The sequence below is a fragment of the Synechococcus sp. BDU 130192 genome (assembly GCF_963876085.1).
In the GTDB taxonomy this organism is placed as follows: domain Bacteria; phylum Cyanobacteriota; class Cyanobacteriia; order Cyanobacteriales; family MRBY01; genus MRBY01.
In genome coordinates this window covers 245,443-270,214 of the sequence record NZ_CAWNNO010000044.1, presented here as the reverse complement: position 1 = coordinate 270,214, position 24,772 = coordinate 245,443, and the positions used below count along the sequence as shown (strand labels likewise).

Genomic DNA, 24,772 nt, shown 5'->3' with positions numbered 1-24,772 from the left:
ACCTTTTTTCAATCTTTTTTCGCTATTTGAATGAAAAATCCCTGGAATGCCCTCAGAGCAAGGGGTTTGGTGACTGGAAAAATTTAGAATTTTAAGTTCTTAAGCCCCTCAATCTGGATTTGACAACCACATCCCTACGTTGTTCTATCACTCTCGATTAGGTGAGGATTTCAGCGAGTTGGTTTTGCTCCCAGAGTTGTTTGTAGAGTCCGTCTTGGTTGATTAGGTCTTCGTGGATGCCGGTTTGGACGATTTTGCCGTGATCCATGACGAAAATGCGATCGCCTTTGGCGGCGGCGGAGAGCTGGTGGGTGATGAAGATGACGGTTTTGTTTTGGGGGGAGTGGGAGAGGTAGTCGAGAATTTCGGTGGCCGTTTTGTTATCGACGCTAGATAGGGCATCGTCGAGGATGAGGACAGGGGCATCAATCATGAACGCGCGGGCCAGGGAGCTACGCTGGCGTTGTCCACCGGAAAGGGTGATGCCGCGTTCACCGACAAGGGTGTTGTATTGCCTTGGGAAGTTCAGAATTTCGTGGTGAATTTGGGCCTGTTGAGCGGAAGATTCAATTTCGGGTTGGTCACTACCGGGTAAACCATAGGCGATGTTGTCGCGGATTTGGCTGCTGAAGAGAAAACTCTCTTGGGGAACATAGGCGATCGCCTGGCGTAAATCTTGGAGACGAATATCAGTGAGATCTTGCCCATCGAGGAATAATTGACCGGGTTCAATATCAATCAAGCGCGGCAAAGCATTGGCTAGGGTCGATTTCCCTGCCCCAATAGACCCCACAATGGCAATAATTTCACCGGGGTTAATGGTGAAGTTGAGATCATCTAGGGCTGGACGATTGTCACCGGGGTAAGTGAAAGAAAGATGCTTGGCAATAATTTGGCCTTCGACCTGGTGACGATCCAAGGGATGGGCAGTGGTGCGGTCTTGGATGAGGGGTTGATTGTCGAGGATGGCTTCAATGCGATCAATACTCACCTCACCCCGTTGATAGGACGTAATCGTAAAACCCAATAAAGCTGTGGGTACAACCAATCGTTCGACCAATAAGATGAGGGCGATAAAGTTCCCCACCGTCAGTTCATCAGCGGTAATAGCCCTCGTCCCAAAGATCAGCAGGATCAATAGGCTGATATAGGAAATTCCTTCAATAATTGGAAAGAGGAGATTCCGAATCCGGGCGAGGCCAAGATTGGCTTGTAATAACTTTTGATTTTGCTTGTCAAAGGCTTGGCGTTCGTTGGCTTCCTGGGCATAGATTTTGATCAAAGAAATGCCACTCATGTCTTCTTGGATCAATTGACTGAGCTCTGAAAGCTCCTCTTGGACTTCTTTTTGTTCGTCCCGCAAGCGACCACTAAACAGTTGTACCGTGAGTAACATGGCTGGATAAACGGCGATCGCCATCACGCTAAGCTTGCCATGGAGCGACAACATTACCGGTAAAGTCATCGCATAAGCGAACACCGTATTGGCTAGACTAAGCACGGAAAAACCCAGGAGACGCCGCACATTATCCACATCACTGGTGGCCCGGTTGATTAAATCTCCGGAGGATTGACTGGCAAAATATGCGGGCTCTAGGGTGAGGAGATGTTGGAAAATTTTTTGCTTTAGATCAAACTCCACTTGCCGACCCACACCGAAAATCGCCACGCGGGAGAGCATCCGGATGCCCCACATGACTGAGGCGAGGAGCAACATTAACAAAACAGCACGGGTTAAATTGCCTAGACCGACATCTGTTTGGAGCGAATCTACTGTATTACTGAGGATAATCGGCAGATAAACGCCCAGGCCATTAACGAGAATAAGGGCGCCAATCCCCAGCCAAATGTCCCGTTGATAGGGTTTGAGGTAGGCCAGAAGTCGGCGCAAGCGAGAGGAAGCAGCCATAGCAGGTGTGTGATTCTAAAACATGGACAATTCTTCTATTGTGACGGATCGATTCCAACGCTTCATGGAAATGGAGAATTTCTGCATCTCAAAGGTTGGGTAATAATAAAGTGGCGATCGCCTTTTGGGGAAAAGAATCTATGCGGGTAATTGGTTTAATGAGCGGCACTTCGGTAGATGGCATTGATGCGGCTCTGGTGGAGATTCAGGGGGAAGCCGACGCTATTGAAATTGAATTACTCGGCTTTACGACCTATTCCTACGCGCCCCCACTCCGGGAAAAAATCCTCGCCGTTTGTGCCGGAGAAAAATTCAGTGCCTTTGAATTCGCCGCCCTTGATGACGAAATTGCCCACAGTTTTGCCACTGCGGCGAGGCAACTCCAGGAACGTTACGATAAAGCAGAATTAATCGGTTCCCACGGACAAACTATTTTCCACCGTCCCCCCAACGGCAACTTGGGTTTGAGTTGGCAACTGGGGCGTGGTGAGGCGATCGCCCAACAAACAAACTTACCAACGGTGAGTAATTTTCGTCGGGCCGATCTTGCCGCCGGGGGACAGGGGGCACCACTTGTGCCGAAGGTTGATGCTTACCTTCTAGCTGACCCAACAAAACACCGCTGTATTCAAAACCTGGGGGGCATCGGCAATGTCACCTATTTACCGCCAAAAAACCAGGCTGATTGGGAAAATTACGTGATCGGTTGGGATACTGGCCCCGGTAACGTGCTGTTAGATTTAGCAATTCAAAAGTTAACCAACGGTGCCCAAGCCTACGATCAAGATGGCATTTGGGCATCCCAGGGGACCCCCCATTTAGATTTGGTAGAGCGCTGGCTAGCCGATCCTTTCATTGAGCAATTGCCGCCCAAGTCCACGGGTCGGGAATATTTTGGTGTCGATTTCCTCGAAAAATGCTGGCGTGATGCCCAGGATCTCCAACTCTCAGAAGCGAATTGGTTGGCGAGTTTGACGGAGTTTACAGCCTTAACGGTGCAGCGAAACTATGAACTCTTTTTACCGCAACTGCCCGATGAAATTTTCCTTTGTGGGGGTGGATGTCGAAACAGTTATCTCAGAGAACGCTTACAGGCCGCCTTCGGAAATCAGATTCCCGTCAGAAGCACCGATGACCTGGGCTTAAACCATGATGCAAAAGAGGCGATCGCCTTTGCGGTATTAGCCTACTGGCGCGTTCAGGAATTTCCGGGAAATCTGCCGAAGGTGACGGGGGCGCAATGTCCGGTTCTGCTGGGAGAAATTCATCGTCCTTACTGAACAAAGGGTTCGAGGGTGGCGACCACTGATTCCGCCAGGGTTTGGAGATGATAGCCCCCTTCTAGGGCAAACATCATTGGACAAGGTAACTGCTGGCAAAATTCGCTAAAAGTTTTGTAATCCTGGGGTTGGAGATTCATTCCTGCTAAGGGATCTTTCGCAGTGGCATCGTAGCCCGCACTGACAATTAATAGATCCGGCTGAAACTTTTGCAAGTAAGGTAAAACCACGTCCTGGAACTTTTGGGTATAGATCCTTTTATCTGCGCCTGGTTTGAGGGGAATATTTAAAATATTTTGGTGGCGACCGTGATGGTGAGCCTGGCCAGTGCCCGGATAAGCCGGATCCTGATGGAGAGAACAATAGACAATCTGGGGATTTTCCTCGACTAAATATTCTGTGCCGTTGCCATGGTGGACATCCCAATCGAGGATCGCCACTTTTTTAACCCCCGCTAAACTCAAAGCATAGTGGGCGGCGATCGCCACATTTCCCAGCAGACAAAATCCCATCCCAGTGCTGCGGGTGGCGTGATGGCCAGGGGGCCGCACCAAGGCAAAAACAGACTCCTTTGTCTGAAGCGCTAAATCGACCCCATCTAAACAGGCATTCACTGCCAAAAGCGCCACATTAAAACTTTGGGGTGAAACAGGAGTATCCGGATCCCAATAGCCACCGCCAGATTCTGCCAATTTTTGCAGTTCTTTCAAATAGTAGTCGTCATGCAATTGGCGCACCCAGGGCAACGGATTCCGTGAGGCGATCGCCGTGGGTTCGTGCCACTGAATTTGGTTCGCCCAGGAAACTGTTCTCAGGGCTTGGGCGATCGCCGTTAACCGTCGCGGACTTTCTGGGTGGGAGCGCCCCGTGTCATGGTCAAGAAATTGATCAGAATAAATCAGATGAATCATGGTATTCGCTACACTAAAGCATTGCTAGGAACAAAAAACAATGAAATTTCTCGGTAAATTGATCGGCCTTGGCTTGATTCTTTTAGGCATTTATTTTCTGGGTAAAAATATCTTTTTCACAACCGGCGGCTATCGCTATTCTTTTTGGCGTGGTATTTCTGCCGATCTTGCCGTCATGACCCTGGCTGGTGGCGTCGTTTCCCTCTTCACCCTCCCAAAAGATAACCGTGTCTTGGGTTGGATTTTAATTGGGGCCTCAATTCTTTTGATCTTTGCAGGGGGACGCGCGATTCTCACCCCTGTCAGTCTCTGGCAACTCTTTATTTCTCTTGCCTCCATGACCTCCGGTTACCAACTGCTGCGCACTGGCCGAATTAACCTTTAGCATACTGGGATTTTTCATCTGCCTAAATCCTTTGTGACAAAAGCTAAGGATTCTACAAGCCACAAAAAAAGGCGGTTGCTTAATGCAAATAGCCGCCTCTCAAGATTTTTGATTTTACTGGAGTCTAGCCATCCAGCAGCGCTTCAACAAATTCATAACTAGAGAAGGGTCGGAGATCTTCAATTCCTTCCCCAGCGCCGATAAAGCGAATTGGTAAACCAAGTTGTTGGCTCACCGCTAGAGCAACACCGCCCCGGGCCGTACCATCTAATTTTGTCAGGACAACGCCACTGAGTTTTGCAGCTTCCGAGAAAACTTGGGCTTGCCGTAGACCATTTTGGCCGAGGGTTGCATCTAGGACTAAGAGGGATTCCACCTGGGCATCGGGAGCTTTTTTATCGACAATCCGCCGGATTTTCGCCAGTTCATCCATCAAGTTTTTCTTATTCTGTAAGCGGCCAGCCGTATCCACGAGCAAAATTTGTGCCTGCCGTGCTTGGGCGGCGGTAATACCATCAAAGACTACCGCTGCGGGATCAGTATTTTTGCCGGGGTTGGCGATTACAGGAGTGTCAGTTCTTTCGCCCCAGACTTTTACCTGTTCGACGGCAGCGGCCCGGAAGGTATCAGCAGCAGCAATGACGCAGCGATAACCCGATTGGTTGGCAAGGTGGGCCAGTTTACCGATGGTGGTGGTTTTACCGGCACCGTTGACGCCAGTGAGCATCCAGACATTGAGCTTGTCGGCTTCGGGAGCAAATTCGGTGCTGGGTAGTTTCGCCAGGGGTTTGTCGAGGATGTCCCGGAGGATTTCTTTGAGATAGGCGATCGCCGCTTCGGGGGGCAGCGCTTCCTGGCGGAGTCGTTCCTGGAGGGTTTCGATGATGTAATCGGTGGCCTCAATGCCCACATCAGCCTGGAGTAGGAGCGATTCAATTTCTAAGACTGCTTCGTCATTAAGTGGCCCTTGACCCACCACAGCCTTGAGTTGATTGACCAAGCTACGGCGGGTTTTACCGAGACCATCCCGGAGCTTTTTGAGCCATTCAATTTCTTCGAGGGAAATATCACTGGCATCACGGCCTTGATCCGCAAGCACCTTGGCAGACCAGAGGAAATTCTCGTCAAACTCTAGTCCTTCCGTATCGATCGCCGTTTCCTTGAGCTTTTCGAGGCCGTCGGACTTTTGCATCCAAGCGGGTGTTGCTGGGGTAGTTTCCGGTTCTGGTTCCGCTACTGTCTCGCTATTTGGGGCACTCTCTACTTCGGCAGCAATTACTTCCGGCTCTGGTTCTGGGGCAACGGGCGCGACGGTTGCGGCGGCTTCAACCTCGGCTGGTTCACTGTCTGGTTCTGGGGAAACTGCTTCTGCTGGGGCTTCCGGTTGAGGAGCCTCAGTTGTTTCAATACCCTTTTTTTCTTGGATATTTTTGTAAGCGGATTTCGCCCAGTTTAGGTAGTCAATTTCTGGGGTTGATGGCGTCTCAGGTTCGGGGGCAGCAGCTTCCTCCGTGGGGGATTCTGGCACCTGTTTTTCTGTAACGGTTGGTTCAGAGGTGTCTTGGGATTTGTCAGTTGTCTTGCGCCGAAACCAATCAAAGATAGCCACAGAAATTCCTAGGAGAGTAAATGAACTGTTTTCATTATTATGGCTTGATTGGGGTTTGTAAACGGAGGGTTTCCCGACCGTTTAGGCATTGGCGACGGGGTGGTTTGGTATGATCGAGCGATGGTGTTTTTCCACTAGAAATTCTATTTTGTTATTTGGCGATCGCCTTTTCCCAGCCTATGAATTTACCGAAGGATGATTTGCTCAAGGGCGTTGAAAACCGTGCAGAACTCAGTCGGATCCTCGACCAAGCGGATCAGGCGATTCGCACTTGGGAAATTGTCCAGACGGATTTTCTCTCGCCGCCGGTGCTCTACGAAGCCTTAGAAATTTTTGGCAAGCTCACGGAAGTCCAGGTTGTCCATGGAGGCGGCTACCCCCAAGCAGAACGGCAACGGTTGGCGATCGCCCGCGAAGAAATTCCCCTCGATGCCAGCCATGTGGAAATTGCCGCCTTGGACATTGCCGGTAATTTTTTGTTTGATACGGCGACCCACCGGGATTTCCTGGGTTCGCTCCTCGGTACTGGGCTCGTGCGGGACAAAGTCGGTGACATTCTCGTCTTAGGCGATCGCGGTGCCCAGGCTTTGGTCATTCCGGAACTTGTGCCCTTTTTAGAAACATCCCTAGTGCAGGTGCGCTCCGTACCAGTGAAAACGCGGCCGATTCCCCTCGAAGAATTAAAAGTACGCCCCCCGAAAAAGAAAGAACTCACCACCGTTGAAGCCTCTCTCCGTTTGGATGCCATTGGCTCGGCTGGTTTAGGGATGTCCCGGGCAAAAATGGCCGAGGCGATCGCCAGCGGGAATGTGCGGGTTAACTGGAAAACCATTACCCAAAGCAGCTACAACGTCAAAGCAGGCGATCTGATTTCCCTTAGGGGCAAAGGCCGCGTCGAAGTTGGCGAAATCAACATGACCAAAAAAGAACGTTATCGCATTAATCTCACCCGTTTTGTTTAGGCCTTGTCTTTGACTAATTTGTAGAGCCGCTTAAATTCCCGCTGGCGTACCCGGTGTTCCACAATCGGTTCTGGGTAATCATGCTGCTGACAGAGTAAACGGGGAATTTGGCCGGTGAGTAAAACCTGGGTATCCAAACTGCTGAGCTCTGGCAACCAGTGGCGAATGTAGTCTGCTTCGGGGTCAAATTTTTGAGCTTGGGTATAAGGGTTAAAAATTCGCAGGGGTTTAGGATCCATGCCGCTAGAAGCACTCCACTGCCAACCGCCATTATTGGCCGCAAGATCACCATCAACGAGGGTTTGCATAAAATATTTCTCGCCCCAACGCCAATCGATAATCAAATCCTTGGTGAGAAAACTAGCAACAATCATCCGACAGCGGTTGTGCATCCAGCCCGTTTCGTTGAGTTGGCGCATCGCCGCATCAATAATCGGATAGCCCGTTTCACCTGCGCACCAAGCTTGAAATTTCTGCTCGTCATTTTCCCAGGGAAAATCTTTGAACTCTTCCCGGTATGGCCCCTGGGCAAGCTCCGGAAAGAAAAAGAGACAGTGTTGATAAAATTCTCGCCAGGCTAATTCCTGCTGCCAGGTGGTGACGCCAGCTTCTGCTTCTTTACTGCGGCAATGTTTTAGGGCCGTTTCTGTGGCTTGCCAGACCGTCCGAATGCCGATCGCCCCAAATTTCAACGCGGCACTGAGGCGGGAGGTGCCATCGATCGCCGGGAAGTTGCGATCGCCATCGTATTTTTCAATCAAATTCTCGGTAAATCTATCTAATTGCTCCAGGCTGGCCGCTTCTCCCACGGGCACAGTAAATGGTTTGTCCCAACTGAAACCCAGATCAGCCAAACTCGGTAAGGCGATCGCCCCTAGGTCTTTCGCTGATTTCTGTTCTGCATCACTCAGTCCTTGGCAATCTTTGAGGGCCGTAACGGGGGCGGCTTTGGGCTTTTGTGACCAGTTTTTCCAGAACGGCGAATACACGCTGTAGGGCTTTTTCGACTGGGTGAAGACTTTCCCTGGGGCATGGAGGAGCTGATCCCAAAAGGTTTCTACCTTAGCTCCTACCTCACGCAAGGCGATCGCCATCTGGTGATCTCGCTGTTGGGCATAGGGTTCCACGTCTAGATTCCAGTAGACCGTATGGACTTTGAGAGATTCTGCAACTTTGGGCAAGACTTCTAAAGGATTCCCCTGGAAAATCAGCAGTTGACTGCCCGCTTTTTGGTAATTTTCTGCTAATTCTGCCAAGCAAGCTAACAAATACTTCACCCGCGCTGGAGCCACATCTTCTTTTTCTAAAATGGCCGGATCGAGGCAGAAAATGCCGACCACCTTGGCCGACTGCTGCCGTGCTTCTGCCAAGGCGACATTATCCTGTAGCCGCAAATCTCGCCGATGCCAATGTAAAACCAGTTCAGCCATCCTTAAAAAATTGCCCCATTCGCTGCGGCTTATATCCTAATCGAGCCACAAAAAAGGAGCAAGGCAAAGCCCGACTCCTGGCATTTATCTCTTTATTATTTCACTGGGAAAAAATTATTCAGCCTTTCCAGAGGACTCTTGTAAACCCATCATGTGGGCATTGCTCTTGCCGGGGATGACCATCGGATAACAGTTTTCGTCCTTTTTCACCCGCACGTCCAACAACACAGGGCCGTCGTGGGCCAACATTTCGGCGATCGCCCCCGACAGATCATCCGGATGATCCACCACCATCCCCTTCACCCCAAAGGCCTGGGCGAGTAGCTCAAAGTTCGGCATCCCCGCTTCCATATTGGAGGAAGAATAGCGCTGACCGTAGAAGTTTTGCTGCCACTGGCGCACCATCCCCTGCCAGCCGTTGTTCAGAATGACTGTCTTTACTTTAATTTGGTATTGGGCCAGGGTCGCCAACTCTTGCAAACACATCTGAAAGCTTGCATCCCCACTAATACAAATCACCTCTTCGTCGGCGATCGCCACCTTTGCTCCTAGGGCCGCCGGGAGACCAAAGCCCATAGTGCCCAGGCCCGCACTAGAAATCCAGCGGCGGGGGCCATTCTTCAGGAACTGAGCCGCCCACATCTGGTGTTGACCCACATCCGTCGTGTAGTAGGCATGGGGAGCCTGGCGGTCTAACTCCACAATCACCGACTGGGGCGAGATCGAATCCGCAAAGCGAGGCGCGACCAAAGGATGTTTTTCTTTCCAACCTTGAATTTTATTGAGCCATTCTTCCGTGGGCTTATTACCGAGGGGCAAACCCTTGCCGCCTAACTGCTGCAACATCTCGATCAACACATGGCGCACATCACCAACAATGGCGACTTCCGGTAAACGATTTTTACCCACCTCAGCGGGATCGATATCGATGTGAATCACCTTCGCTTCCGAGGCAAACTCATCTAATTTCCCCGTCACCCGGTCATCGAAACGGGCACCCACCGCAATCAAAAGATCACATTCACTCACGGCGAAATTAGCATAGGCAGAACCATGCATCCCCAACATCCCCACGGAAAGGGGATTATGCTCATCAAAAGCGCCCAAGCCCATCAGGGTTGTAGTCACTGGAATTTGGAACTGTTCAGCTAATTCTTTAATTTCTGCGTGGGCACCAGAGGTAATGGCACCGCCCCCGACGTAAAGTAATGGCTTGCGGGATTCAGAGATCAGACGTACCGCTTCCCCAATTTTGGAGGTATCTCCTTCGGTGCGAGGTTTGTAACCAGGGATATCCACATCACCGGGTTCAACGGGAATATATTCACACAGTTCCAGACCGACATCCTTGGGGACATCCACTAATACAGGGCCAGGCCGACCTGTGCTTGCAATGTAAAAGGCTTCGGCAACGATCCGGGCCATATCTTTCGGATCCCGTACCACATAGGAATGTTTCACTACGGGTAGGGTAATGCCAAAAATATCTGTCTCCTGGAAGGCATCTGTCCCAATGGCCGCGCGGGTAACTTGGCCTGTAATCACTACCATGGGAATTGAGTCCATATGGGCTGTAGCAATCCCTGTGACGAGGTTTGTTGCCCCAGGGCCAGAGGTACCAAAACAAACTCCCACTTTGCCAGTTGCGCGGGCATAGCCATCGGCGGCATGGGAAGCTCCCTGTTCGTGGCGCACAAGGATGTGCTTAATTTCTCCCCGTTCTTCCACTGGGTGTAGGGCATCGTAGATGGGCAGGATCGCACCACCGGGATAGCCAAAAATGTATTCGACACCATGGCGCTTGAGGCTATCGATCAAAATATATGCACCGGAACGAACCTCTGAACGGACAGCAGTCTCAGTTGCTGCGGGGGAAGTTGTTGAAACCACGGGAGTTACCTAAGGAATAACTTAAAGGACGAAGAATACACCAGAAATAAGATCTCTGCTTCCCTATAATTTTTTCCGATAGGGGGATAGATTATTTTGGCGTTTTGTTGTATTGAAGCCTACATTTTAAAAGAATTCATGCAGACTGTCGAGATACTGTATCATAGGCTGCTTTTAACTTAGATCAGCTTATTTTTGAGAAGCAATCCCCTGTAAAGGGTTTGTTACATGGATGTCAGCGAACAATCATGAATGACACCCCTCTAGCTCCCCTCATAGGGGAGAATGGAACCCTCCGGCCTGGCGGCCACCTCCCTCAAGGGAGGATCTTTCGTGGGTCTTTTCCGGCCTAACGTCTATCTTCTTCAAGGGAGGATTGAAGGACATTCTTGGGTGGCTTGGATGAGGGGATAGAGGGGGCCAAGCTGTTCACTGCCATTGGTGCCAAAATCACTGTGGCACAGATAAATTTGGGTATCAGCGCGGGCCAGGAGGTCTTGGATAATATCCTGGAGCCGTTGGCGATCGCCTTGTTGTTCGAGCGCCAGAGACCAGGGTTCTCCTTGCCAATTGCGTTGAAACACACCGTAGCCAAACAAAGTTGCGGCACCGCCTTTTTCCCAGAGACGTGATCCCGCATCCAGCCAAAACTGATAGGGGTGATGGCGACGGGCGGAGCGGTATTGAAAGATGGTGGCGAGGGTAATGGAATTTGAGGGTTGGTGGTTAAAGTTGTACTGGGGGCGCGGATTGGCGGTAATGGTTTCTGCTTGGATTAGTTGCAGCAGGTCAGCGAGCTGGGCTGTCGTTGTGTCTTGACTCCCTATGCGATCGCCACATTGCCAAAAGTGCTGGGCGGTCTCGCTGAGTTCCCGCAGGGTTGCCAGTTGGCCGTAGCTGGGGGCGAGTTTTTGGAGATAAAAGGTTTGGATTGCCTGGTTCAGGGTCTGCAAAATGCCCTGGGGCGTAATTTGATGGGTTGCTTGGGTTTGCTCGATCCACTGGCGGATGGCTTCGTAGGCTTGGGTGGTTTGATAACCAAGGCGATCGCCCCTGGGCATCGTCGTTGCTGGGAGCAGTTGGGGCCGCTCCGGGTCGGGCTGGAAACAATAGTCCACCAACAAACCAGCCCGCACGGGATCGATTAATGGCTTTTCGCTGGCGGTCTGGGACAGCATCATGAGCATTTCCGCCACAGCTTGGCTCTGGATTAGCCGTCCACTACCGGGATAAATTAACGCCAACAAAGTCAGCAGCGATCGCCCCCAGGGAGAACTTGCAATGGGCCGCTGTTCCCGCAGGGGTTCTAGGGGAATTTCGGCGGCGGCGAGGCTCTCCATCAAGGTATAACGGGCGACTTCATCGAGGCCGGGCGCAATAATCGCAATGTCCGCTGGCGCAACTCCTTGATCTTTCACTAAAAATTGAATCTGCTCACTGACCCGTGTCAGCAGTTGGGCGCGAGAAATGGTTTGAATGGATTGGATAGTGGCGGGTAGTTGTCCCCCAAACTGGGGTTGGGTCACGGTCTTTTGAATTTGCGCTGTGAGGGTCGCCCCCAGGCCCGCTGGTCGTTCTAGGTGAACCACCTTGCACCGTTGCGCCAATTGGCTCCAATAATCAGGATCACCGCTCAAACCGAGGCGAATTCTCCCAACGGGATTTTCTGTAAAGACCCCAGTGCAACCTTGATCTAATAAAATGTCCGCTAAATCCTTGGCGATCGCCGGATAATCTTGGCCATCATCGGCGAAAATTGCCCCAAACCGTTGCCCTAGGGACGCTTGGTATTGTTCATTTTTGAGTAAATATTGCCCGTAGAGATTGTAAATAATGCCATAGGTGAGAAAACCTCGTCCTAAGCACCAATCCCGCCACTGTTGGATCAGTTTTCCTGCTGTTTCTGTAAATTCTTGGAGGTTTGTCTCTGCACCAATGGCCACCGTGCCTGTCAGTAGGGATAATTGCCCAGCTATCAGCCGTTGGGGAATCTCTTCTAGGGCAATGCCCGCCGCCCCCGCCAGCAGCAAAATATCCAATAGCCGTCGCACCAAGCGATTCTGAAACCGCTCATTGGGCAGTAATTCCCAGGTAGCCAGGGTGTCGGCCCACAGTTCCCGCGCTAACTTTTGTTCCATCTCTGGCCGCAACCGCAGGGGAAATGGGGGGGCGATCGCCAACTGTTCACAGATTAATGGGAAAAATAGCTCTACCTCATCGGCCATGAACGCCACTGGGGTTTTACTCACAAAAGGATAGCTGCCGCGAATTTCTTGGTGAATCAAGTCCGCCAGCAGCCGCTGATTTTGATTATTTGCCGCCAAGACCAATAATCCCGGCACCAATACCGCCTGGGGATCCTGCCCTGCTACCCAAGCTTTTAGCCGCGCCACCAATGCCGTCGTTTTCCCAGAGCGCGACTGACCCCGTAACCAAATTGCCCCCATCAGACCCCCGTTTGTGCCTAACAATTCTTTTACAATATTGACCTAACATAAAACACACAAAAAAATCCTCCCTTGAGGGAGGTGGCCGTCAGGCCGGAGGGTGTCACTCCCCTAACCCCTCTCAAGAGGGGGACAGTTAGCGGGTATGCTGGCAAGACCGATGAACTTCTCTCCATTAAGGGGAGTTAGAGGGGTGGCCCCTTCAGGAAAGTTAGAGAGGTGGCCCTTATTAAGGAATCCCAAAAATAGTTTGTGGGTGTCTGCCCAGGCCATACAAGCAAATCTAAACCCAATGAATCTAAGCACTTTCATCAAAAAAGCCCGCCGCTGGTTTTACGACACCCCAGACCGTGCCCTGGAGCAAGCCTACCGTGCCGCCCTCAATATCCAGGCCATTGAACTCGAACACTTTGGTGGCAAACCCGTTTCTGGCCGCAATGCCGACTACAGCGACAGTGTGATCCGCTATTTCCAAGGGGAGGTGCGCAAACAACTCAAAATTATCGAGGTGCGCCTGCGGGAATTTCGCTCCTTTAATACTGTCGTGCCTGTCTCCGAGGAAACAATCCAAAAAAAAGCGAGCAATATCTACTACCCCGATGCCGCCGACAAGCCGACCCTGATTATCGAGAAACTACGCTTTATTGACGAAATCACCGGACGCTATGGCCGTGGTCTGTCGAAACAATCCGTCGCCCTTGTTCCCCTCAATGACGAGACTGCCCAAACCAATGGCGATCGCCCCGATGACAAACCCAAGATCGAGACGGTATCGGACAAAACTGGTCTCGTGCCCCGCTCCATTATGCGGACATTCTCCCGAATCCAGCGGGAGATCGATCCCAAGTCCAACGAAGCAGAAGCAGAAGTCGTCACAAAATTTCGGCGATCGCGCAACAAAACTGCTATTTCGATTCGGTTTCTTCTCACCCTCGTGATTGTTCCCTTGTTGGTGCATCAGTTGGCGAAAATTGCGATTACGCCTTTCGTAGAGGAGCATTTTTTCACAGAGGCAAGCCCGGCATTGTTTGTAAATTCCGATCTTGAAAATGAAGCTTTTGAGGAATTAGAGCATTACCGAGCAACTTTAGAAATGCGGCAGTTGGTAGGGTTAGCGCCAGCTCTCACAGAAGCAGAAATCACCGAAAAAATCCAAGAAAAAGCGACGGAAATTGCCCAGGATTATCGCGCCGAAAGTTACAACGCCTACGAAAACATTTTTTCGGACATTTTTAGCTTCTTTGCTTTTGTGGGGATTTTGTTAATCAGTAAGCGCGAAATTGCGATGTTAAAGGGCTTTTTAGATGAAATTGTCTATGGCCTTAGTGACTCGGCAAAGGCATTTCTTATTATTTTGTTTACGGATATTTTTGTGGGTTATCACTCCCCCCACGGCTGGGAAATTATCCTCGAAAATGTAGCAAAACATTTTGGTATTGCGGAGAGCCGAGATTTTAATTTTCTTTTTATTGCAACCTTCCCTGTAATTCTGGATACGGTCTTAAAGTATTGGATTTTCCGTTATCTCAATCGTATTTCGCCTTCTGCCGTCGCCACGTACCGCAACATGAATGAATAAAAAAATCCTCCCTTGAGGGAGGTGGTCGAAGACCGGAGGGTGATGCTCCTGGAGGGGAGCTAGAGGAGTATCCCTTGAGAGAGAGCACCAATGAATGTTAGCCAAACCAGTTAACCAATTCCAAATCTTCAAAATATTGAAAGTCTTTTGTATTCCGTGTCACTAAAGTCAAACCATTTACAATGGCGATCGCCGCAATTTGACTATCAGCCCAAGACGGTGTTTTTCTCTGTGCCATTAGATAGGCTCGCGCCTGACCATGCCAAACAGCAGCCTCTTTATTGTAATCAAAAATCTTAAGCCCACCATTCAAAATATTCTTTACATATCGCGCAATTCGTTCACGCTTCTTCGATGCAGGTAATCTTTGATAACCAAACACCAGTTCATGGATGACAATAGAGGCTGTTGCGACTTCATATTGATGTTTTTCCAAGAAAAGTAAAACTCTAGGGTTAGGTACTAATTGGAGTGGCTCTGAGAGAATATTTGTATCCAGAAGAAATTTTGAGGTCATAACTCGACATCGCGCCCCGGTTGATGATCACGCAAATCAGTCAAAAATAAATCATCAACTAATCCTTCCCCCGTTGCCTCAATCTCTGTTCGCATTTCACTTAAGGCTTGCCACCAGAGCGTAGGCGATGATCGCTCAGACACAATTTCCAGACAAACTAGTGCCCCATCTGGAACGTCTAATACTTCTAATAATTCAATTTGTTGACCCCGTTTAATCCCTTTAATCTGCATTCTCAAATCCTTATGTCACTCAGCTCAATTCTATCCTCCCTGGAGGGAGGTGGCCGCTAGGCCGGAGGGTGTCATTCTCCCCTGGAGGGAGGTGGCCGCTAGGCCGGAGGGTGTCATTCTCCCCTGGAGGGGAGCTAGAGGGGTGGCCCTAGAGGGATGTTAATCTCCGGAATCTGCCATCCCGTTATCGTTTGTTTTTTCGGGTCTTTGCGGAACAACGGACGATTATTATTTTGTGGTTAGGTTTTCCGAGGAAGGCGGGCGATAAGCAGGATTGTTATGGGGTTTTTGAAAAGCTAGTGCGGCATGGGGTTTTTCCGCGAACTGTGGCGGAGCTAAACCAGTGAGTTTAAAACATAAATTTTTTATGACGTGTTTGATATTTCTGATAATTTGAAAGCACTCTCAAAGAATCTTTTAAATCTTTTTGTCTTTGTTATGTGAAGAAGCTGAAAAAAAGGCAATAAAAAACGCGGCTGTAGCAACCGCGTCATTAACAATGAATTCAAACAAGAGTTGGGATCGAGTGGAAATTATTGACCAACATTTTGGGAATTGGTACCAATAACAACATCATTGCCACTACCATCAGCCGCACAGTTAACTACAGTGTTAGGATCAGTAATGCCATTAAGTGCGGTATTGGAGAAGCTTACTAACTGAGTTGCTGTACCGTTTAAAAGTTGTGCTTCTTCACAAAGAACTGCTGCGGTAGTCGCTTCCTCTTGAGCAGTAGCGGGAATAACATAAACAGCACCGAAGTAGTCTCGTACAGCTTGTTGGTTACCTGAAACTCCAAACGTGACAGTAAATTTGTCGTATCCAGGGAAGCCATTTACAGTATCTGGTGCTTCACCAGTTGTTAAACCTTCACTACCGCTTCCTGAACTATTATCGTCGTTCGCAGAGCCATAGGAGTAGTTTTCTGTATCGATTTGAACACCTAAACCTAGACCATTAATGTTGTTAGAAAAAAGTTGTCTTTCAAGATAATAACCTTGCTGACCACGGTTGATCGCACCGAGAGACTGTTTTGCTTCAGATTGACGCGCTTTGTTCGCCTGATTCAAGAAAGAAGGCAGAGCGATGGCAGACAGAATACCGATGATGATGATTACAACGAGCAGTTCGATCAGGGTAAAACCTTTGTCAGCTTTCTTCTTGTTGAGTTGTTGCAGAAGCTTAAAAGTGAAATTTTTCATTTGGGGGCATCTCCTTATCCCGGCCTCAACCGGAATCATGTATCCGTTAACCCTAAATTACCCACCCACTTTCTTTTCCTATCACCCCCCCAAAAAAAATAGATCTCCCCTTCGGGGGGAGATGCCGTCAGGCAGAGGGGGGGTTCCCAGGGGAGTTAGAGAGGTGTTCTCAATAGGTTACTGGTTAACCCACCCCAACCCCTCTCAAGAGGGGAACAGTTGGCCGGTGTTCCGGAAAGTTCTAAAAATCCTCCCTTGAGGGAGGTGGTCGAAGACCGGAGGGTGGTATCCCTAGAGGGCTATCCCAAAAAAAAGTAGAACGTAAGATTAAAAGAAAAACCATCCTTCCCATGCGCCGTAAAATTCTGCCCTACAACAAACATCTCGTCAGACGCGCCCGCCAACTCCGCAAAACTATGACCAAAGGCGAAATAATCCTCTGGCAACACCTCCGCAAAAAACAAATCCTTGGTGTCAGCTTTCTGCGCCAACGCCCCATCGACCAATTTATCGTTGACTTTTATTGCAAAGACTGGATGCTCGCCATCGAAATTGATGGCAGTAGCCACGACAGCCTCGCTGCCCAAGAACGAGATGCTTATCGCCAAGCCAAACTCGAAGCTCTAGGCGTTTCTTTTCTCCGTTTCAGCGAATACGATGCCCAAAATCACCCAGAGGCGATCGCCGAAACCATCAAAACCTGGCTCCTCACCCATCCCCAAAAAAAAGTTCTCCCCTCGCAGGGGAGTTAGAGGGGTGTCCCTTGAGGGAGGTGGCCGTCAGGCCGGAGGGTGTCTTAGCAGGTTACTGTCAACCCACCCCAACCCCTCCCAGGAGGGGATAATTAGCGGGGGAGGTGTCAGCATTTTGTGATAGCAGCAAAAGTCCGGTTTTTTCAAGCTTTTTCCAGGGCAATGTCAAGCTATAATCTGCCTTGATTCATCTATATACGGTATTTGAACTATGGGTCGCGCAGAAAAAGTTGTCCTCGCCTATTCCGGCGGTGTCGATACATCCGTTTGTATTCCCTATCTCATGCACGAATGGGGTGTCAAGGAAGTAATTACCCTTGCCGCAGATTTAGGACAAGGTGAGGAGCTAGGCCCAATTAAACAAAAAGCCTTAAATTCTGGGGCTGTAGTTTCCCTCGTTGAAGATGGCCGCGAAGAATTTATTACCGATTACGCTTTCCCAGCGATTAAAGCCAATGCCCTCTACGAAAATCGCTATCCCCTCGCCACCGCTTTAGCGCGTCCCCTCATTGCAAAAATGCTCGTCCGGGCCGCCGAAAAATATGGGGCTGATGCCGTTGCCCACGGTTGTACTGCGAAAGGGAATGACCAAGTACGTTTCGACCTGGGGATTTTGGCGCAAAACCCAGAAATCAAAGTGCTCGCCCCAGCGCGGGAATGGGGCATGAGCCGGGAAGAAGCGATTACCTATGGTGAACAATATGGGCTGACATTTCCCGTGAAAAAATCTTCGCCGTTTAGTATTGATAAAAACCTGCTCGGTCGCAGTATTGAGGCTGGCCCCCTCGAAGACCCGATGTGCGAACCCCCCGAAGAGGTTTTTGAAATGGTGAAAGCTATTTCTGACACCCCCGATGAACCGGAATATTTAGAGATTGGCTTTGAAAAAGGCGTCCCAGTGACGGTGAATGGCGAAGCCCTTGGCCCGGTGGCTCTGATTTCTAAGTTAAATGAGATCGTCGGGAACCATGGCATTGGCCGGATCGACATGATCGAAAACCGCGTTGTGGGGATTAAATCCCGCGAAATTTATGAATCTCCGGCGATGTGTGTCCTGGTAGATGCCCACCGCGATTTGGAAAGTTTAACCCTCACCGCCGATGTGACCCAATATAAGCGCGGCATGGAGCAGACTTATTCCGAGTTGATTTATCGGGGTCTGTGGTTCTCGCCCCTGAAGCAAGCGGTGGATGCGTTTATCGAGCAAACTCAGGAACGGGTTACGGGTGTGGTACGCCTCAAACTCCACAAAGGAACAGCGCGGATTGTCGGTCGTCGTTCTGAGAAATCAATTTACACGCCGGATCTGGCAACCTACGGGGCCGATGACAAGTTTAATCATGAGTCAGCGGAGGGCTTTATTTATATTTGGGGTCTGCCCACCCGTGTTTGGGCCCAGGCGAATAAGTAATTGACACCCCCCTAGCTCCCCTCAAGGGGAGTGGCACCCTCCGCCTGCGGCACCTCCCTCAAGGGAGGATTTAGGGGGGAGCTTTTCCGAAACATCAGCCAATTATCCCCTCCTGGGAGGGGCTAGGCTTCGACGTGAGACTTCGGCGTGAGCTCAGTCGAACGCTCAGCCGAACGGGTGGGTTAGCCAGTAGCCTACTGAAATTCCCCTACAGGGATATCACCCTCCAGCCTAGCGGCCACCTCCCTCAAGGGAGGATTTTTTGGGGGGGCTTTGCTTCTGGGGAAGATTTATGATGGATAGGATGTAGATTATGGGCGATCGCCTGAATGGAAATCACATTTTTAGGAACCAGTTCTGGTGTGCCGACCCGGGCACGCAATGTATCAAGTGTGGCGTTGCGATTACCGCAGCGGGCCGAGGCTTGGCTCTTTGATTGTGGCGAAGGAACCCAGCATCAACTTCTCCGTAGTGATCTCCGTTCGTCCCAAATTAGCCGCATTTTTATTACCCATATGCACGGCGATCATATTTTTGGGCTAATGGGTCTGATCGCCAGCATGGGCCTCGCTGGAACGGGACATCCCTTAGAAATCTATGGCCCCCCTGGTTTAGAAGAATATCTGCGGGCCTGTGAAAAGTATTCCTATATGCGCATTGGCGATCGCCTGCGGGTACATTTAGTCAAACCCGGCTTAGTCTTCGAAGATAAAGAATTTCAAGTGACCTGTTTACCGCTCAAACACCGGGTCACAGCCTTTGGGTATCGGGTGACTGAAAAGGATCGTCCCGGCAGATTTAACCTCGCTAAAGCGCAAAAATTGGGGATTCCCCCTGGCCCCATTTATGGCGACCTCAAAAAAGGGAAAGTCGTTACCCTCGACGATGGCCGCAAAATCAACGGCTCAGACCTCTGTGGTCAACCGGAAATTGGCCGAAAAATGGTCTATTGTACCGACACTGTTTTTTGTGATGCAGCGGTGGAGTTAGCCCAGGATGCCGATGTCTTAATTCACGAGGCAACTTTCGCCCACAAGGATGCAGAGATGGCCTTTGATCGCCTCCATTCCACCTCGACGATGGCCGCCCAGGTGGCCCTTTTGGCCCAGGTGAAGCAACTGATCATGACCCACTTCAGTCCCCGTTATATGCCGGGAAATGAGCTGACGTTAGATGATCTTTTGGCTGAGGCCCGGGCGATTTTTCCCAATACGATCATGGCGAAGGACTTTTTAAACTATGCGATTCCGCGTCGCAAGGCCCTAGTCCAGAGCTTACATTAGGGTGAGGATGCGGATTTTTGAGAGTTTATCGGCTGCTAAACCGTCTAATTCTTGCAGTTCCAACCAACCTTCTTTGATGAGTTGAGCGAAGGTAAAGACGAGGCTTTCGGGGCTGAAATCGTATTTGCCATCTAGATAATGCCGCCGGGCACTCAAAAAATCATTGAGCTGCCAGAGATCAGCGGGGTCTGCGGCGAGGGTTGCCTGGCGTTTTGCTTCGGCCATCACTGCGGCAATTTCTCGGCGGTAGGATAATTCAAACGCTTCTTTGGCGATTGTTTTTTCTTGCAGTGACCATTGAGTATTCGCAGTGGGCATCGTTAGCATGGGTGAGTAAAAAAGTGAATTTTAAAATAAGTATCGTTTTGACTTTAGTAAGTTCAAACTAATGGGCTTGATTATAATAAGTTATGTATCAAAAGCGCAGTCTAAATTCTCATAATTCCGCAATTTGGCGGCGATCGCCGAAACACTAATACCGCTCAAGCGACGTGCTCACAGGAATTTAAGGTTTTTATTACAATTTTGTTAAGAAACACCGTGATCCGGTAGCTGAAACCAAGGTTTATGGGGATGACGATGGTGTTCTTCGTGAAATGTGCCGAAGTGGTAGCAGCTTAAAAATGACCAAATTCGCCACCCAATTGACTGTTTCCTGATGCGTTTAGGGAGAGAGGGGTGATCGCGGTGGGGCAAATAAGTCCCAAAGAAAAACAGTTGCCAAGAACTGAGAAAAATCGGTAGCAGGCAAAACACAAAAAAATTTTCGTAGGGCACATCACCCAGCATATTTAACGGTAAGGCGATCGCCCCGAAAATTAGCACAAATCCCCAGAATTGCCGCCACGCTAAATATTTCCCCATAAAATGCCAGTACCACAGCAGCGGATGGCGGTGCCGCCCATTATGAAAGTCCGGGTCTCCGGGTTGGGCAGGGTGGCGATGGTGCTTAGCATGGTTGCGAATACAGTCTTTGTAGGACAAGCAAGCGTACAAACTGACCCCCCAACGGCCCAGGCGATGGTTCCAACGGGGGGAACTCGGCAATAAATTACCGTGCATGGCGTCGTGGGCCAGGATAAATAAACCTGTGTGGAAAAAAGTTCTCACAAAAATTCCCGCAACAATCCCAGGCCAGGACAGCCCCATTAGCGGATGACTCAACCAATACACAGCACTTCCCAGCCAAGCCGAGAAAATGGCGATCGCCCACAGTAGTCCCAGACCCTCTTTTTGCCGCATCAATTTCAAAATATCACCTCTAACCACGCCATACTGACAAAAAAACGCCCCAATTGGGACGTTACCAGGGATGAATTTATTGAGAATTAGGGCAATTCATCCAAGCATTCACTACTTGCGCACAAGGTTGAGCAGTTCTTTCGCAGACGCGAGCAAATCAACGGCCACAAAGAAGATTTTCCCTTCCGGATTGAGGAGGAAGCGCCAAGCCACATTCATGCCTACCGCCGCACCAAACCAGGGCGTTTCACAGGTACCAGTGACTTTAATTTGGGTGTAACCATCATCAGTGGGTTCTACAACCCCTTTCTTCGGGTTGAGCTTCAGATTTTGACATTCCTCTTGAAAGAAGCGTAACACTGCATCTTTGCCGACAATCGGACGCTGGAACGGCGGCTGGAGAGCACCATCTTCTGCAAAGAGGCTGATCAATGCCGGAAAATCATTGGCATTGAGGTTGGTCATGTACTGGTTAATTGTGGGGTTATCGACACCTTCAATTTCGATTTTTTCCCGCTGGGCAATTTCCGTCGGCACGACAACCGGCTCAGAAACACGCTGATAACCTTCCATCTTGGCTGGGTCAAAACCCATATCCACAACGGCATTTCTCAAAACCGTAATTTGTTGGCCGGGTTCAAGGCTACGGATCGTATCTAAAACCGCAGAAGCATTGGCAGACAGCTTGTAGCCAGCAGGAATAGGTGCAACACTGCCTTCTTCCATCCATTCGCCGAGGCGGTACCAGAAACCGAGCTTAATATTTACAGACCAAGTCGCATAGGTGCGGTTGATGGGCGTATCGATACGGTTCGCCAGGTCGCACATTACCTGGGCTTGATCCTTAAAAGAGAGCTGCTTGATTTGCAAAAGGGTAGATTCTGCAAACTGCATATTTGCCGCACCAGGAGCAGCAATAGTGATTGACTTACCCATTTCCAGGTAAGCGAACCAGATTAATGCCAGTTGATCCTCTGCACTCAGCTGACTAAACCGAGCGCTGGTAGCCGGCACAACATCCGCAGTTAATGTACTGGGGAAGATGTTTCTTGCTGCATCGAGAGTATAAGGCATACAAATGTGCTCCGTGAAAGTTTAGTTTTTGTCCTTGAGTCAAGGTTAACACACAAAAACTTAACAATTGTTTACATCTTGGATAAGAATATGTTGGCAATGGCATTACTTTTGATTAGCCAGAGTGGGAAACTTAGACAAGGCAAGCCTTTGGGATCTTATCGACACTTTCTCAATTACCTAAGGCTAATGTCAAAATTGTTCTATGTTTAGCGCTCAGATTAAGGGGAAGGCAATGGAGAAAATTGTGGCTGGGTATAAGGATCAGCTAACGGATCTGATCCAACGGTATAAAAATCAAGTGGATTTTTTAGCGATTCGTTTGGAACAGTCAGCGGGGAGCAGTATTGTTTTGCGGTCAAATAAGATCGAGACCCTCAGTGAAAGTACCTCCCTTGGAGGCCAGGTGCGCGTTTGTCACAGAGGCGGTTGGGGGTTTGCGGCCTTTAATAATCTCGAAAATCTGCAGCTTCGGATCGAAGAGGCGATCGCCGCCGCAATTTTAATCGGTGATGATGAAACACTTTTGGCTCCCATTGACCCAATTCAAGCGGTTTGCTCCTTACCCCTAAGCGGAAGCGACCCACGCCACATCCCTTTACAACGGAAAAAAGAATTATGCGATCGCTACAGTGATTTGCTCTTGAGCCAGAGCGGTAAGATTACCAGCACCAGGGTCAGTTACGGCGATAGTACCCAGCACATCATCTTGGCGACTTCAGAGGGCACCCTGATCGAACAGTCCTGGGTTGATCTAGAAATGCGTTTTTCCGCCACAGCCCGTGATGGGGAAACGGTGCAAACCGGGCGGGAAACTACTGGATCCCGCAAAGCCTACGAAGATCTAGAAAACCTTGATGAACAAGTTAAAGGCGCAGCCCAGCGGGCCGTTAACTCATTGACCCTCCCCGCGGCCAAAGGTGGCACCTATACCGTTGTCATTGACCCCATTTTGACCGGGCTATTTGTCCACGAAGCCTTTGGGCATCTCTCCGAAGCGGATATGGCCTATGAAAATCCCGATCTTCTTGAAACCATGAGCATGGGCCGACAATTTGGTGGGGAAGATCTCCAGATTTTTGATGGAGCCGCCCCAGTAGGCCATCGTGGTAGTTATCTATATGATGATGAAGGCGTTCCGGCTACCACGACCCAATTGATTCAAGATGGCAAACTTGTGGGCCGCCTCCATTCCCGCGAAACCGCTGGCAAGCTTGACGAAAAACCGACAGGCAACGCCCGCTGTTTGAACTATCACTATCCGCCCATTGTCCGCATGACCAACACTTGGATCGAGCGGGGCAAAACGCCCGTTGCCGACTTACCCACGGACATCAAAGAAGGGGTGTATGCGAAAAACTGGCTCGGTGGCATGACCAATGGCGAAATGTTTACCTTTAGCGCCGGGGAAGCTTGGATGATCCGCAATGGCAAAATTGCTGAACCCGTCAAGGATGTCACCCTCTCTGGCAACGTCTTTAAAACCTTGAAAAATATTGAGGCGATCGCCGACGATTTCTACTGGGACGAATCCGGTGGTTGCGGCAAGGGAGGCCAAAGCGGTTTACCCGTCGGTTGTGGTGGCCCTTCCCTGCGCATTCGTGATGTCGTCGTCGGCTAAACATCCTCCCTAGAGAGAGGTGGCCGAAGACTGGAGGATGTTCCGGCCCCCAAAAGATCCTCCCTTGAGGGGTGCCTCAGTAGGCTGCTGGTTAACCCACCCGTTCGGCTGAGCGTTCGACTGAGCTCACGCCGAAGTCTCACGTCGAAGCCTTACCCCTCCCAGGAGGGGATAATTGGCCGGTGTTCCGGAAAGCCCTCAAAAGATCCTCCCTTGAGGGAGGTGGCGAAGCCGGAGGGTGGTGTCCCTAGAGTGGAGAATGTTGAATTTTCAAAATGCTTGTGCCAGCATAAAGAGGTTCTACCGGATAAAACCTGCCGGAGAATAGGAGGTGATGCCCATGAATGACAGTAGTAACAACATGGGTCTCACAGTTAAAGTAAATCGGCTGCGTGCCGGGGCTGTTCTCTAAAATTTTGCTTACTCCGTTGAGTAGGTTAAGAGAGTCGGAGTTCCTTCCGGCAGTCAGATTTTAACTAAAGAGACCCGACTAGACCGCCCTTGCTTCGTTATCGTAGAGATAACCCTAGTAAGGGCGGATAGTTTTTTAGAGGAGGTTTTCTCCATGGCAACCCGATTGACCGACACCGAAATCCAAGCACAATTGAGTCAATTTCCTGAATGGTCAAAGGTTGATAACAAAATTCAACGCCGATTTAAGTTCAAAAACTTTATTGAGGCCATTGACTTTGTAAACAAACTCGTCGAACCGGCCGAAGCCGCCGACCATCACCCCGACATCGAGATTTCCTACAACAAAGTCACCGTAAACCTAACCACCCATGACGCTGGCGGCCTTACCCAAAAAGATTTTGATCTCGCCGGAACTTTCGATCAACTGTAAACGTCAAAAGCCGCCAACACCTCAAACAAAACCTTAAGGAAAAACATCTGGGAAGTTTTTAGATTTTCTATCTAGAAGAAAAAAAATAAGCGCAAGCACTCTATCGATTCAAAATCCAGGAGGCTATGCTGTAACATTTCTGACAAAACTTCTCAGGTAACTTTTACTTAATGGATAGGTAAAGGAATCAT

22 protein-coding genes are annotated in these 24,772 nt (G+C 49.9%); 10 read left to right on the top strand and 12 right to left on the bottom strand.

Features of this window, described 5'->3' with window-relative positions; translation table 11 throughout:
• Positions 1 to 157: 157 nt before the first annotated feature.
• Positions 158 to 1,909: an ABC transporter ATP-binding protein gene (locus AACT35_RS11275; RefSeq protein ID WP_030007658.1), complete on the bottom strand. Its 1,752-nt coding sequence runs from the start codon at positions 1,907 to 1,909 to the stop codon at positions 158 to 160.
• A gap of 140 nt (positions 1,910 to 2,049) precedes the next feature.
• On the opposite strand from AACT35_RS11275, the gene AACT35_RS11270 reads away from it, so the two are divergent.
• The gene (locus tag AACT35_RS11270) at positions 2,050 to 3,189 is read left to right on the top strand and encodes an anhydro-N-acetylmuramic acid kinase (RefSeq protein ID WP_099240125.1); all 1,140 of its coding nucleotides are present in this window, start codon (positions 2,050 to 2,052) and stop codon (positions 3,187 to 3,189) included.
• Here the strand turns inward: AACT35_RS11270 and AACT35_RS11265 are convergent.
• Positions 3,183 to 4,100 carry a histone deacetylase family protein gene (locus tag AACT35_RS11265; RefSeq protein ID WP_099240095.1) on the bottom strand — a complete coding sequence of 306 codons (918 nt, stop codon included), beginning with the start codon at positions 4,098 to 4,100 and terminating at the stop codon, positions 3,183 to 3,185. The two genes, AACT35_RS11270 and AACT35_RS11265, sit on opposite strands and share 7 nt — an antisense overlap.
• Positions 4,101 to 4,140: 40 nt before the next feature.
• On the opposite strand from AACT35_RS11265, the gene AACT35_RS11260 reads away from it, so the two are divergent.
• Positions 4,141 to 4,485 (top strand): hypothetical protein, encoded by a 345-nt coding sequence (locus AACT35_RS11260; protein WP_099240093.1) that lies wholly within the window; start codon positions 4,141 to 4,143, stop codon positions 4,483 to 4,485.
• A gap of 124 nt (positions 4,486 to 4,609) precedes the next feature.
• Here the strand turns inward: AACT35_RS11260 and ftsY are convergent, their stop codons facing one another.
• Positions 4,610 to 6,088: a signal recognition particle-docking protein FtsY gene (gene ftsY / locus AACT35_RS11255; RefSeq protein ID WP_099240123.1), complete on the bottom strand. Its 1,479-nt coding sequence runs from the start codon at positions 6,086 to 6,088 to the stop codon at positions 4,610 to 4,612.
• 185 nt (positions 6,089 to 6,273) lie between these two features.
• Between ftsY and AACT35_RS11250 the strand changes: the two genes are divergently transcribed.
• Positions 6,274 to 7,056, top strand: coding sequence for a photosystem II S4 domain protein (locus AACT35_RS11250; protein ID WP_099240121.1), 783 nt, complete (start codon positions 6,274 to 6,276; stop codon positions 7,054 to 7,056).
• On the opposite strand, the gene AACT35_RS11245 is transcribed toward AACT35_RS11250, so the two are convergent.
• The 3 genes from AACT35_RS11245 to AACT35_RS11235 form a co-directional block, all read right to left on the bottom strand.
• Positions 7,053 to 8,486, bottom strand: coding sequence for an FAD-binding domain-containing protein (locus tag AACT35_RS11245; RefSeq protein ID WP_099240091.1), 1,434 nt, complete (start codon positions 8,484 to 8,486; stop codon positions 7,053 to 7,055). The genes AACT35_RS11250 and AACT35_RS11245 overlap by 4 nt on opposite strands.
• A gap of 114 nt (positions 8,487 to 8,600) precedes the next feature.
• Positions 8,601 to 10,376: a biosynthetic-type acetolactate synthase large subunit gene (gene ilvB / locus AACT35_RS11240; protein WP_012308384.1), complete on the bottom strand. Its 1,776-nt coding sequence runs from the start codon at positions 10,374 to 10,376 to the stop codon at positions 8,601 to 8,603.
• Positions 10,377 to 10,741: 365 nt separating this feature from the next.
• Positions 10,742 to 12,823, bottom strand: a complete 2,082-nt coding sequence (locus tag AACT35_RS11235; RefSeq protein WP_099240089.1) for a hypothetical protein — start codon at positions 12,821 to 12,823, stop codon at positions 10,742 to 10,744.
• A gap of 292 nt (positions 12,824 to 13,115) precedes the next feature.
• On the opposite strand from AACT35_RS11235, the gene AACT35_RS11230 reads away from it, so the two are divergent.
• A complete protein-coding gene (locus AACT35_RS11230) occupies positions 13,116 to 14,402 on the top strand; it encodes a proton extrusion protein PcxA (protein ID WP_099240087.1) in 1,287 nt (428 codons plus the stop codon).
• Between the two features lie 97 nt (positions 14,403 to 14,499).
• On the opposite strand, the gene AACT35_RS11225 is transcribed toward AACT35_RS11230, so the two are convergent.
• Both AACT35_RS11225 and AACT35_RS11220 read right to left on the bottom strand, forming a co-directional pair.
• On the bottom strand, positions 14,500 to 14,919 hold the full coding sequence (locus tag AACT35_RS11225; protein WP_099240084.1) for a type II toxin-antitoxin system VapC family toxin: 420 nt from the start codon (positions 14,917 to 14,919) through the stop codon (positions 14,500 to 14,502).
• On the bottom strand, positions 14,916 to 15,152 hold the full coding sequence (locus AACT35_RS11220) for a hypothetical protein (protein ID WP_099240082.1): 237 nt from the start codon (positions 15,150 to 15,152) through the stop codon (positions 14,916 to 14,918). Before AACT35_RS11220 ends, AACT35_RS11225 begins: the two co-directional genes overlap by 4 nt.
• A 173-nt stretch (positions 15,153 to 15,325) precedes the next feature.
• Between AACT35_RS11220 and AACT35_RS11215 the strand changes: the two genes are divergently transcribed.
• Positions 15,326 to 15,499, top strand: a complete 174-nt coding sequence (locus tag AACT35_RS11215; protein ID WP_099240080.1) for a type II toxin-antitoxin system YhaV family toxin — start codon at positions 15,326 to 15,328, stop codon at positions 15,497 to 15,499.
• 186 nt (positions 15,500 to 15,685) lie between these two features.
• On the opposite strand, the gene AACT35_RS11210 is transcribed toward AACT35_RS11215, so the two are convergent.
• On the bottom strand, positions 15,686 to 16,393 hold the full coding sequence (locus AACT35_RS11210) for a type IV pilin-like G/H family protein (RefSeq protein WP_305790999.1): 708 nt from the start codon (positions 16,391 to 16,393) through the stop codon (positions 15,686 to 15,688).
• Between the two features lie 311 nt (positions 16,394 to 16,704).
• Between AACT35_RS11210 and AACT35_RS11205 the strand changes: the two genes are divergently transcribed.
• The 3 genes from AACT35_RS11205 to AACT35_RS11195 all read left to right on the top strand — a co-directional run bounded on the left by AACT35_RS11205 (position 16,705) and on the right by AACT35_RS11195 (position 19,800).
• Positions 16,705 to 17,106: an endonuclease domain-containing protein gene (locus AACT35_RS11205; RefSeq protein WP_099240078.1), complete on the top strand. Its 402-nt coding sequence runs from the start codon at positions 16,705 to 16,707 to the stop codon at positions 17,104 to 17,106.
• A 211-nt stretch (positions 17,107 to 17,317) separates the two neighbouring features.
• Positions 17,318 to 18,517, top strand: coding sequence for an argininosuccinate synthase (locus AACT35_RS11200; RefSeq protein ID WP_030007671.1), 1,200 nt, complete (start codon positions 17,318 to 17,320; stop codon positions 18,515 to 18,517).
• 329 nt (positions 18,518 to 18,846) lie between these two features.
• Positions 18,847 to 19,800 (top strand): ribonuclease Z, encoded by a 954-nt coding sequence (locus AACT35_RS11195; protein WP_099240076.1) that lies wholly within the window; start codon positions 18,847 to 18,849, stop codon positions 19,798 to 19,800.
• On the opposite strand, the gene AACT35_RS11190 is transcribed toward AACT35_RS11195, so the two are convergent.
• The 3 genes from AACT35_RS11190 to AACT35_RS11180 form a co-directional block, all read right to left on the bottom strand.
• Positions 19,792 to 20,127, bottom strand: coding sequence for a hypothetical protein (locus AACT35_RS11190; protein ID WP_083993550.1), 336 nt, complete (start codon positions 20,125 to 20,127; stop codon positions 19,792 to 19,794). The genes AACT35_RS11195 and AACT35_RS11190 overlap by 9 nt on opposite strands.
• A 201-nt stretch (positions 20,128 to 20,328) precedes the next feature.
• Complete coding sequence (locus tag AACT35_RS11185; RefSeq protein ID WP_099240074.1) at positions 20,329 to 21,042, bottom strand: fatty acid desaturase; 714 nt, start codon at positions 21,040 to 21,042, stop codon at positions 20,329 to 20,331.
• A gap of 111 nt (positions 21,043 to 21,153) precedes the next feature.
• Positions 21,154 to 22,116, bottom strand: a complete 963-nt coding sequence (locus AACT35_RS11180; protein ID WP_012308397.1) for an orange carotenoid protein N-terminal domain-containing protein — start codon at positions 22,114 to 22,116, stop codon at positions 21,154 to 21,156.
• Between the two features lie 235 nt (positions 22,117 to 22,351).
• Here AACT35_RS11180 and AACT35_RS11175 point away from each other — a divergent pair, with 235 nt between their 5' ends.
• Both AACT35_RS11175 and AACT35_RS11170 read left to right on the top strand, forming a co-directional pair.
• The gene (locus AACT35_RS11175) at positions 22,352 to 23,737 is read left to right on the top strand and encodes a TldD/PmbA family protein (RefSeq protein ID WP_099240073.1); all 1,386 of its coding nucleotides are present in this window, start codon (positions 22,352 to 22,354) and stop codon (positions 23,735 to 23,737) included.
• 565 nt (positions 23,738 to 24,302) lie between these two features.
• Positions 24,303 to 24,581 (top strand): 4a-hydroxytetrahydrobiopterin dehydratase, encoded by a 279-nt coding sequence (locus AACT35_RS11170; RefSeq protein ID WP_012308399.1) that lies wholly within the window; start codon positions 24,303 to 24,305, stop codon positions 24,579 to 24,581.
• Positions 24,582 to 24,772: the final 191 nt, after the last annotated feature.

Excerpts from the sequence above, each read along its gene's own strand:
- AACT35_RS11275 (WP_030007658.1), bottom strand. The coding sequence starts at position 1,909 with ATGGCTGCTTCCTCTCGCTTGCGCCGACTTCTGGCCTACCTCAAACCC.
- AACT35_RS11270 (WP_099240125.1), top strand. The coding sequence starts at position 2,050 with ATGCGGGTAATTGGTTTAATGAGCGGCACTTCGGTAGATGGCATTGAT.
- AACT35_RS11265 (WP_099240095.1), bottom strand. The coding sequence starts at position 4,100 with ATGATTCATCTGATTTATTCTGATCAATTTCTTGACCATGACACGGGG.
- AACT35_RS11260 (WP_099240093.1), top strand. The coding sequence starts at position 4,141 with ATGAAATTTCTCGGTAAATTGATCGGCCTTGGCTTGATTCTTTTAGGC.
- AACT35_RS11250 (WP_099240121.1), top strand. The coding sequence starts at position 6,274 with ATGAATTTACCGAAGGATGATTTGCTCAAGGGCGTTGAAAACCGTGCA.
- AACT35_RS11245 (WP_099240091.1), bottom strand. The coding sequence starts at position 8,486 with ATGGCTGAACTGGTTTTACATTGGCATCGGCGAGATTTGCGGCTACAG.
- AACT35_RS11235 (WP_099240089.1), bottom strand. The coding sequence starts at position 12,823 with ATGGGGGCAATTTGGTTACGGGGTCAGTCGCGCTCTGGGAAAACGACG.
- AACT35_RS11230 (WP_099240087.1), top strand. The coding sequence starts at position 13,116 with ATGAATCTAAGCACTTTCATCAAAAAAGCCCGCCGCTGGTTTTACGAC.
- AACT35_RS11225 (WP_099240084.1), bottom strand. The coding sequence starts at position 14,919 with ATGACCTCAAAATTTCTTCTGGATACAAATATTCTCTCAGAGCCACTC.
- AACT35_RS11220 (WP_099240082.1), bottom strand. The coding sequence starts at position 15,152 with ATGCAGATTAAAGGGATTAAACGGGGTCAACAAATTGAATTATTAGAA.
- AACT35_RS11210 (WP_305790999.1), bottom strand. The coding sequence starts at position 16,393 with ATGATTCCGGTTGAGGCCGGGATAAGGAGATGCCCCCAAATGAAAAAT.
- AACT35_RS11205 (WP_099240078.1), top strand. The coding sequence starts at position 16,705 with ATGCGCCGTAAAATTCTGCCCTACAACAAACATCTCGTCAGACGCGCC.
- AACT35_RS11200 (WP_030007671.1), top strand. The coding sequence starts at position 17,318 with ATGGGTCGCGCAGAAAAAGTTGTCCTCGCCTATTCCGGCGGTGTCGAT.
- AACT35_RS11195 (WP_099240076.1), top strand. The coding sequence starts at position 18,847 with ATGGAAATCACATTTTTAGGAACCAGTTCTGGTGTGCCGACCCGGGCA.
- AACT35_RS11190 (WP_083993550.1), bottom strand. The coding sequence starts at position 20,127 with ATGCTAACGATGCCCACTGCGAATACTCAATGGTCACTGCAAGAAAAA.
- AACT35_RS11185 (WP_099240074.1), bottom strand. The coding sequence starts at position 21,042 with ATGCGGCAAAAAGAGGGTCTGGGACTACTGTGGGCGATCGCCATTTTC.
- AACT35_RS11180 (WP_012308397.1), bottom strand. The coding sequence starts at position 22,116 with ATGCCTTATACTCTCGATGCAGCAAGAAACATCTTCCCCAGTACATTA.
- AACT35_RS11175 (WP_099240073.1), top strand. The coding sequence starts at position 22,352 with ATGGAGAAAATTGTGGCTGGGTATAAGGATCAGCTAACGGATCTGATC.
- AACT35_RS11170 (WP_012308399.1), top strand. The coding sequence starts at position 24,303 with ATGGCAACCCGATTGACCGACACCGAAATCCAAGCACAATTGAGTCAA.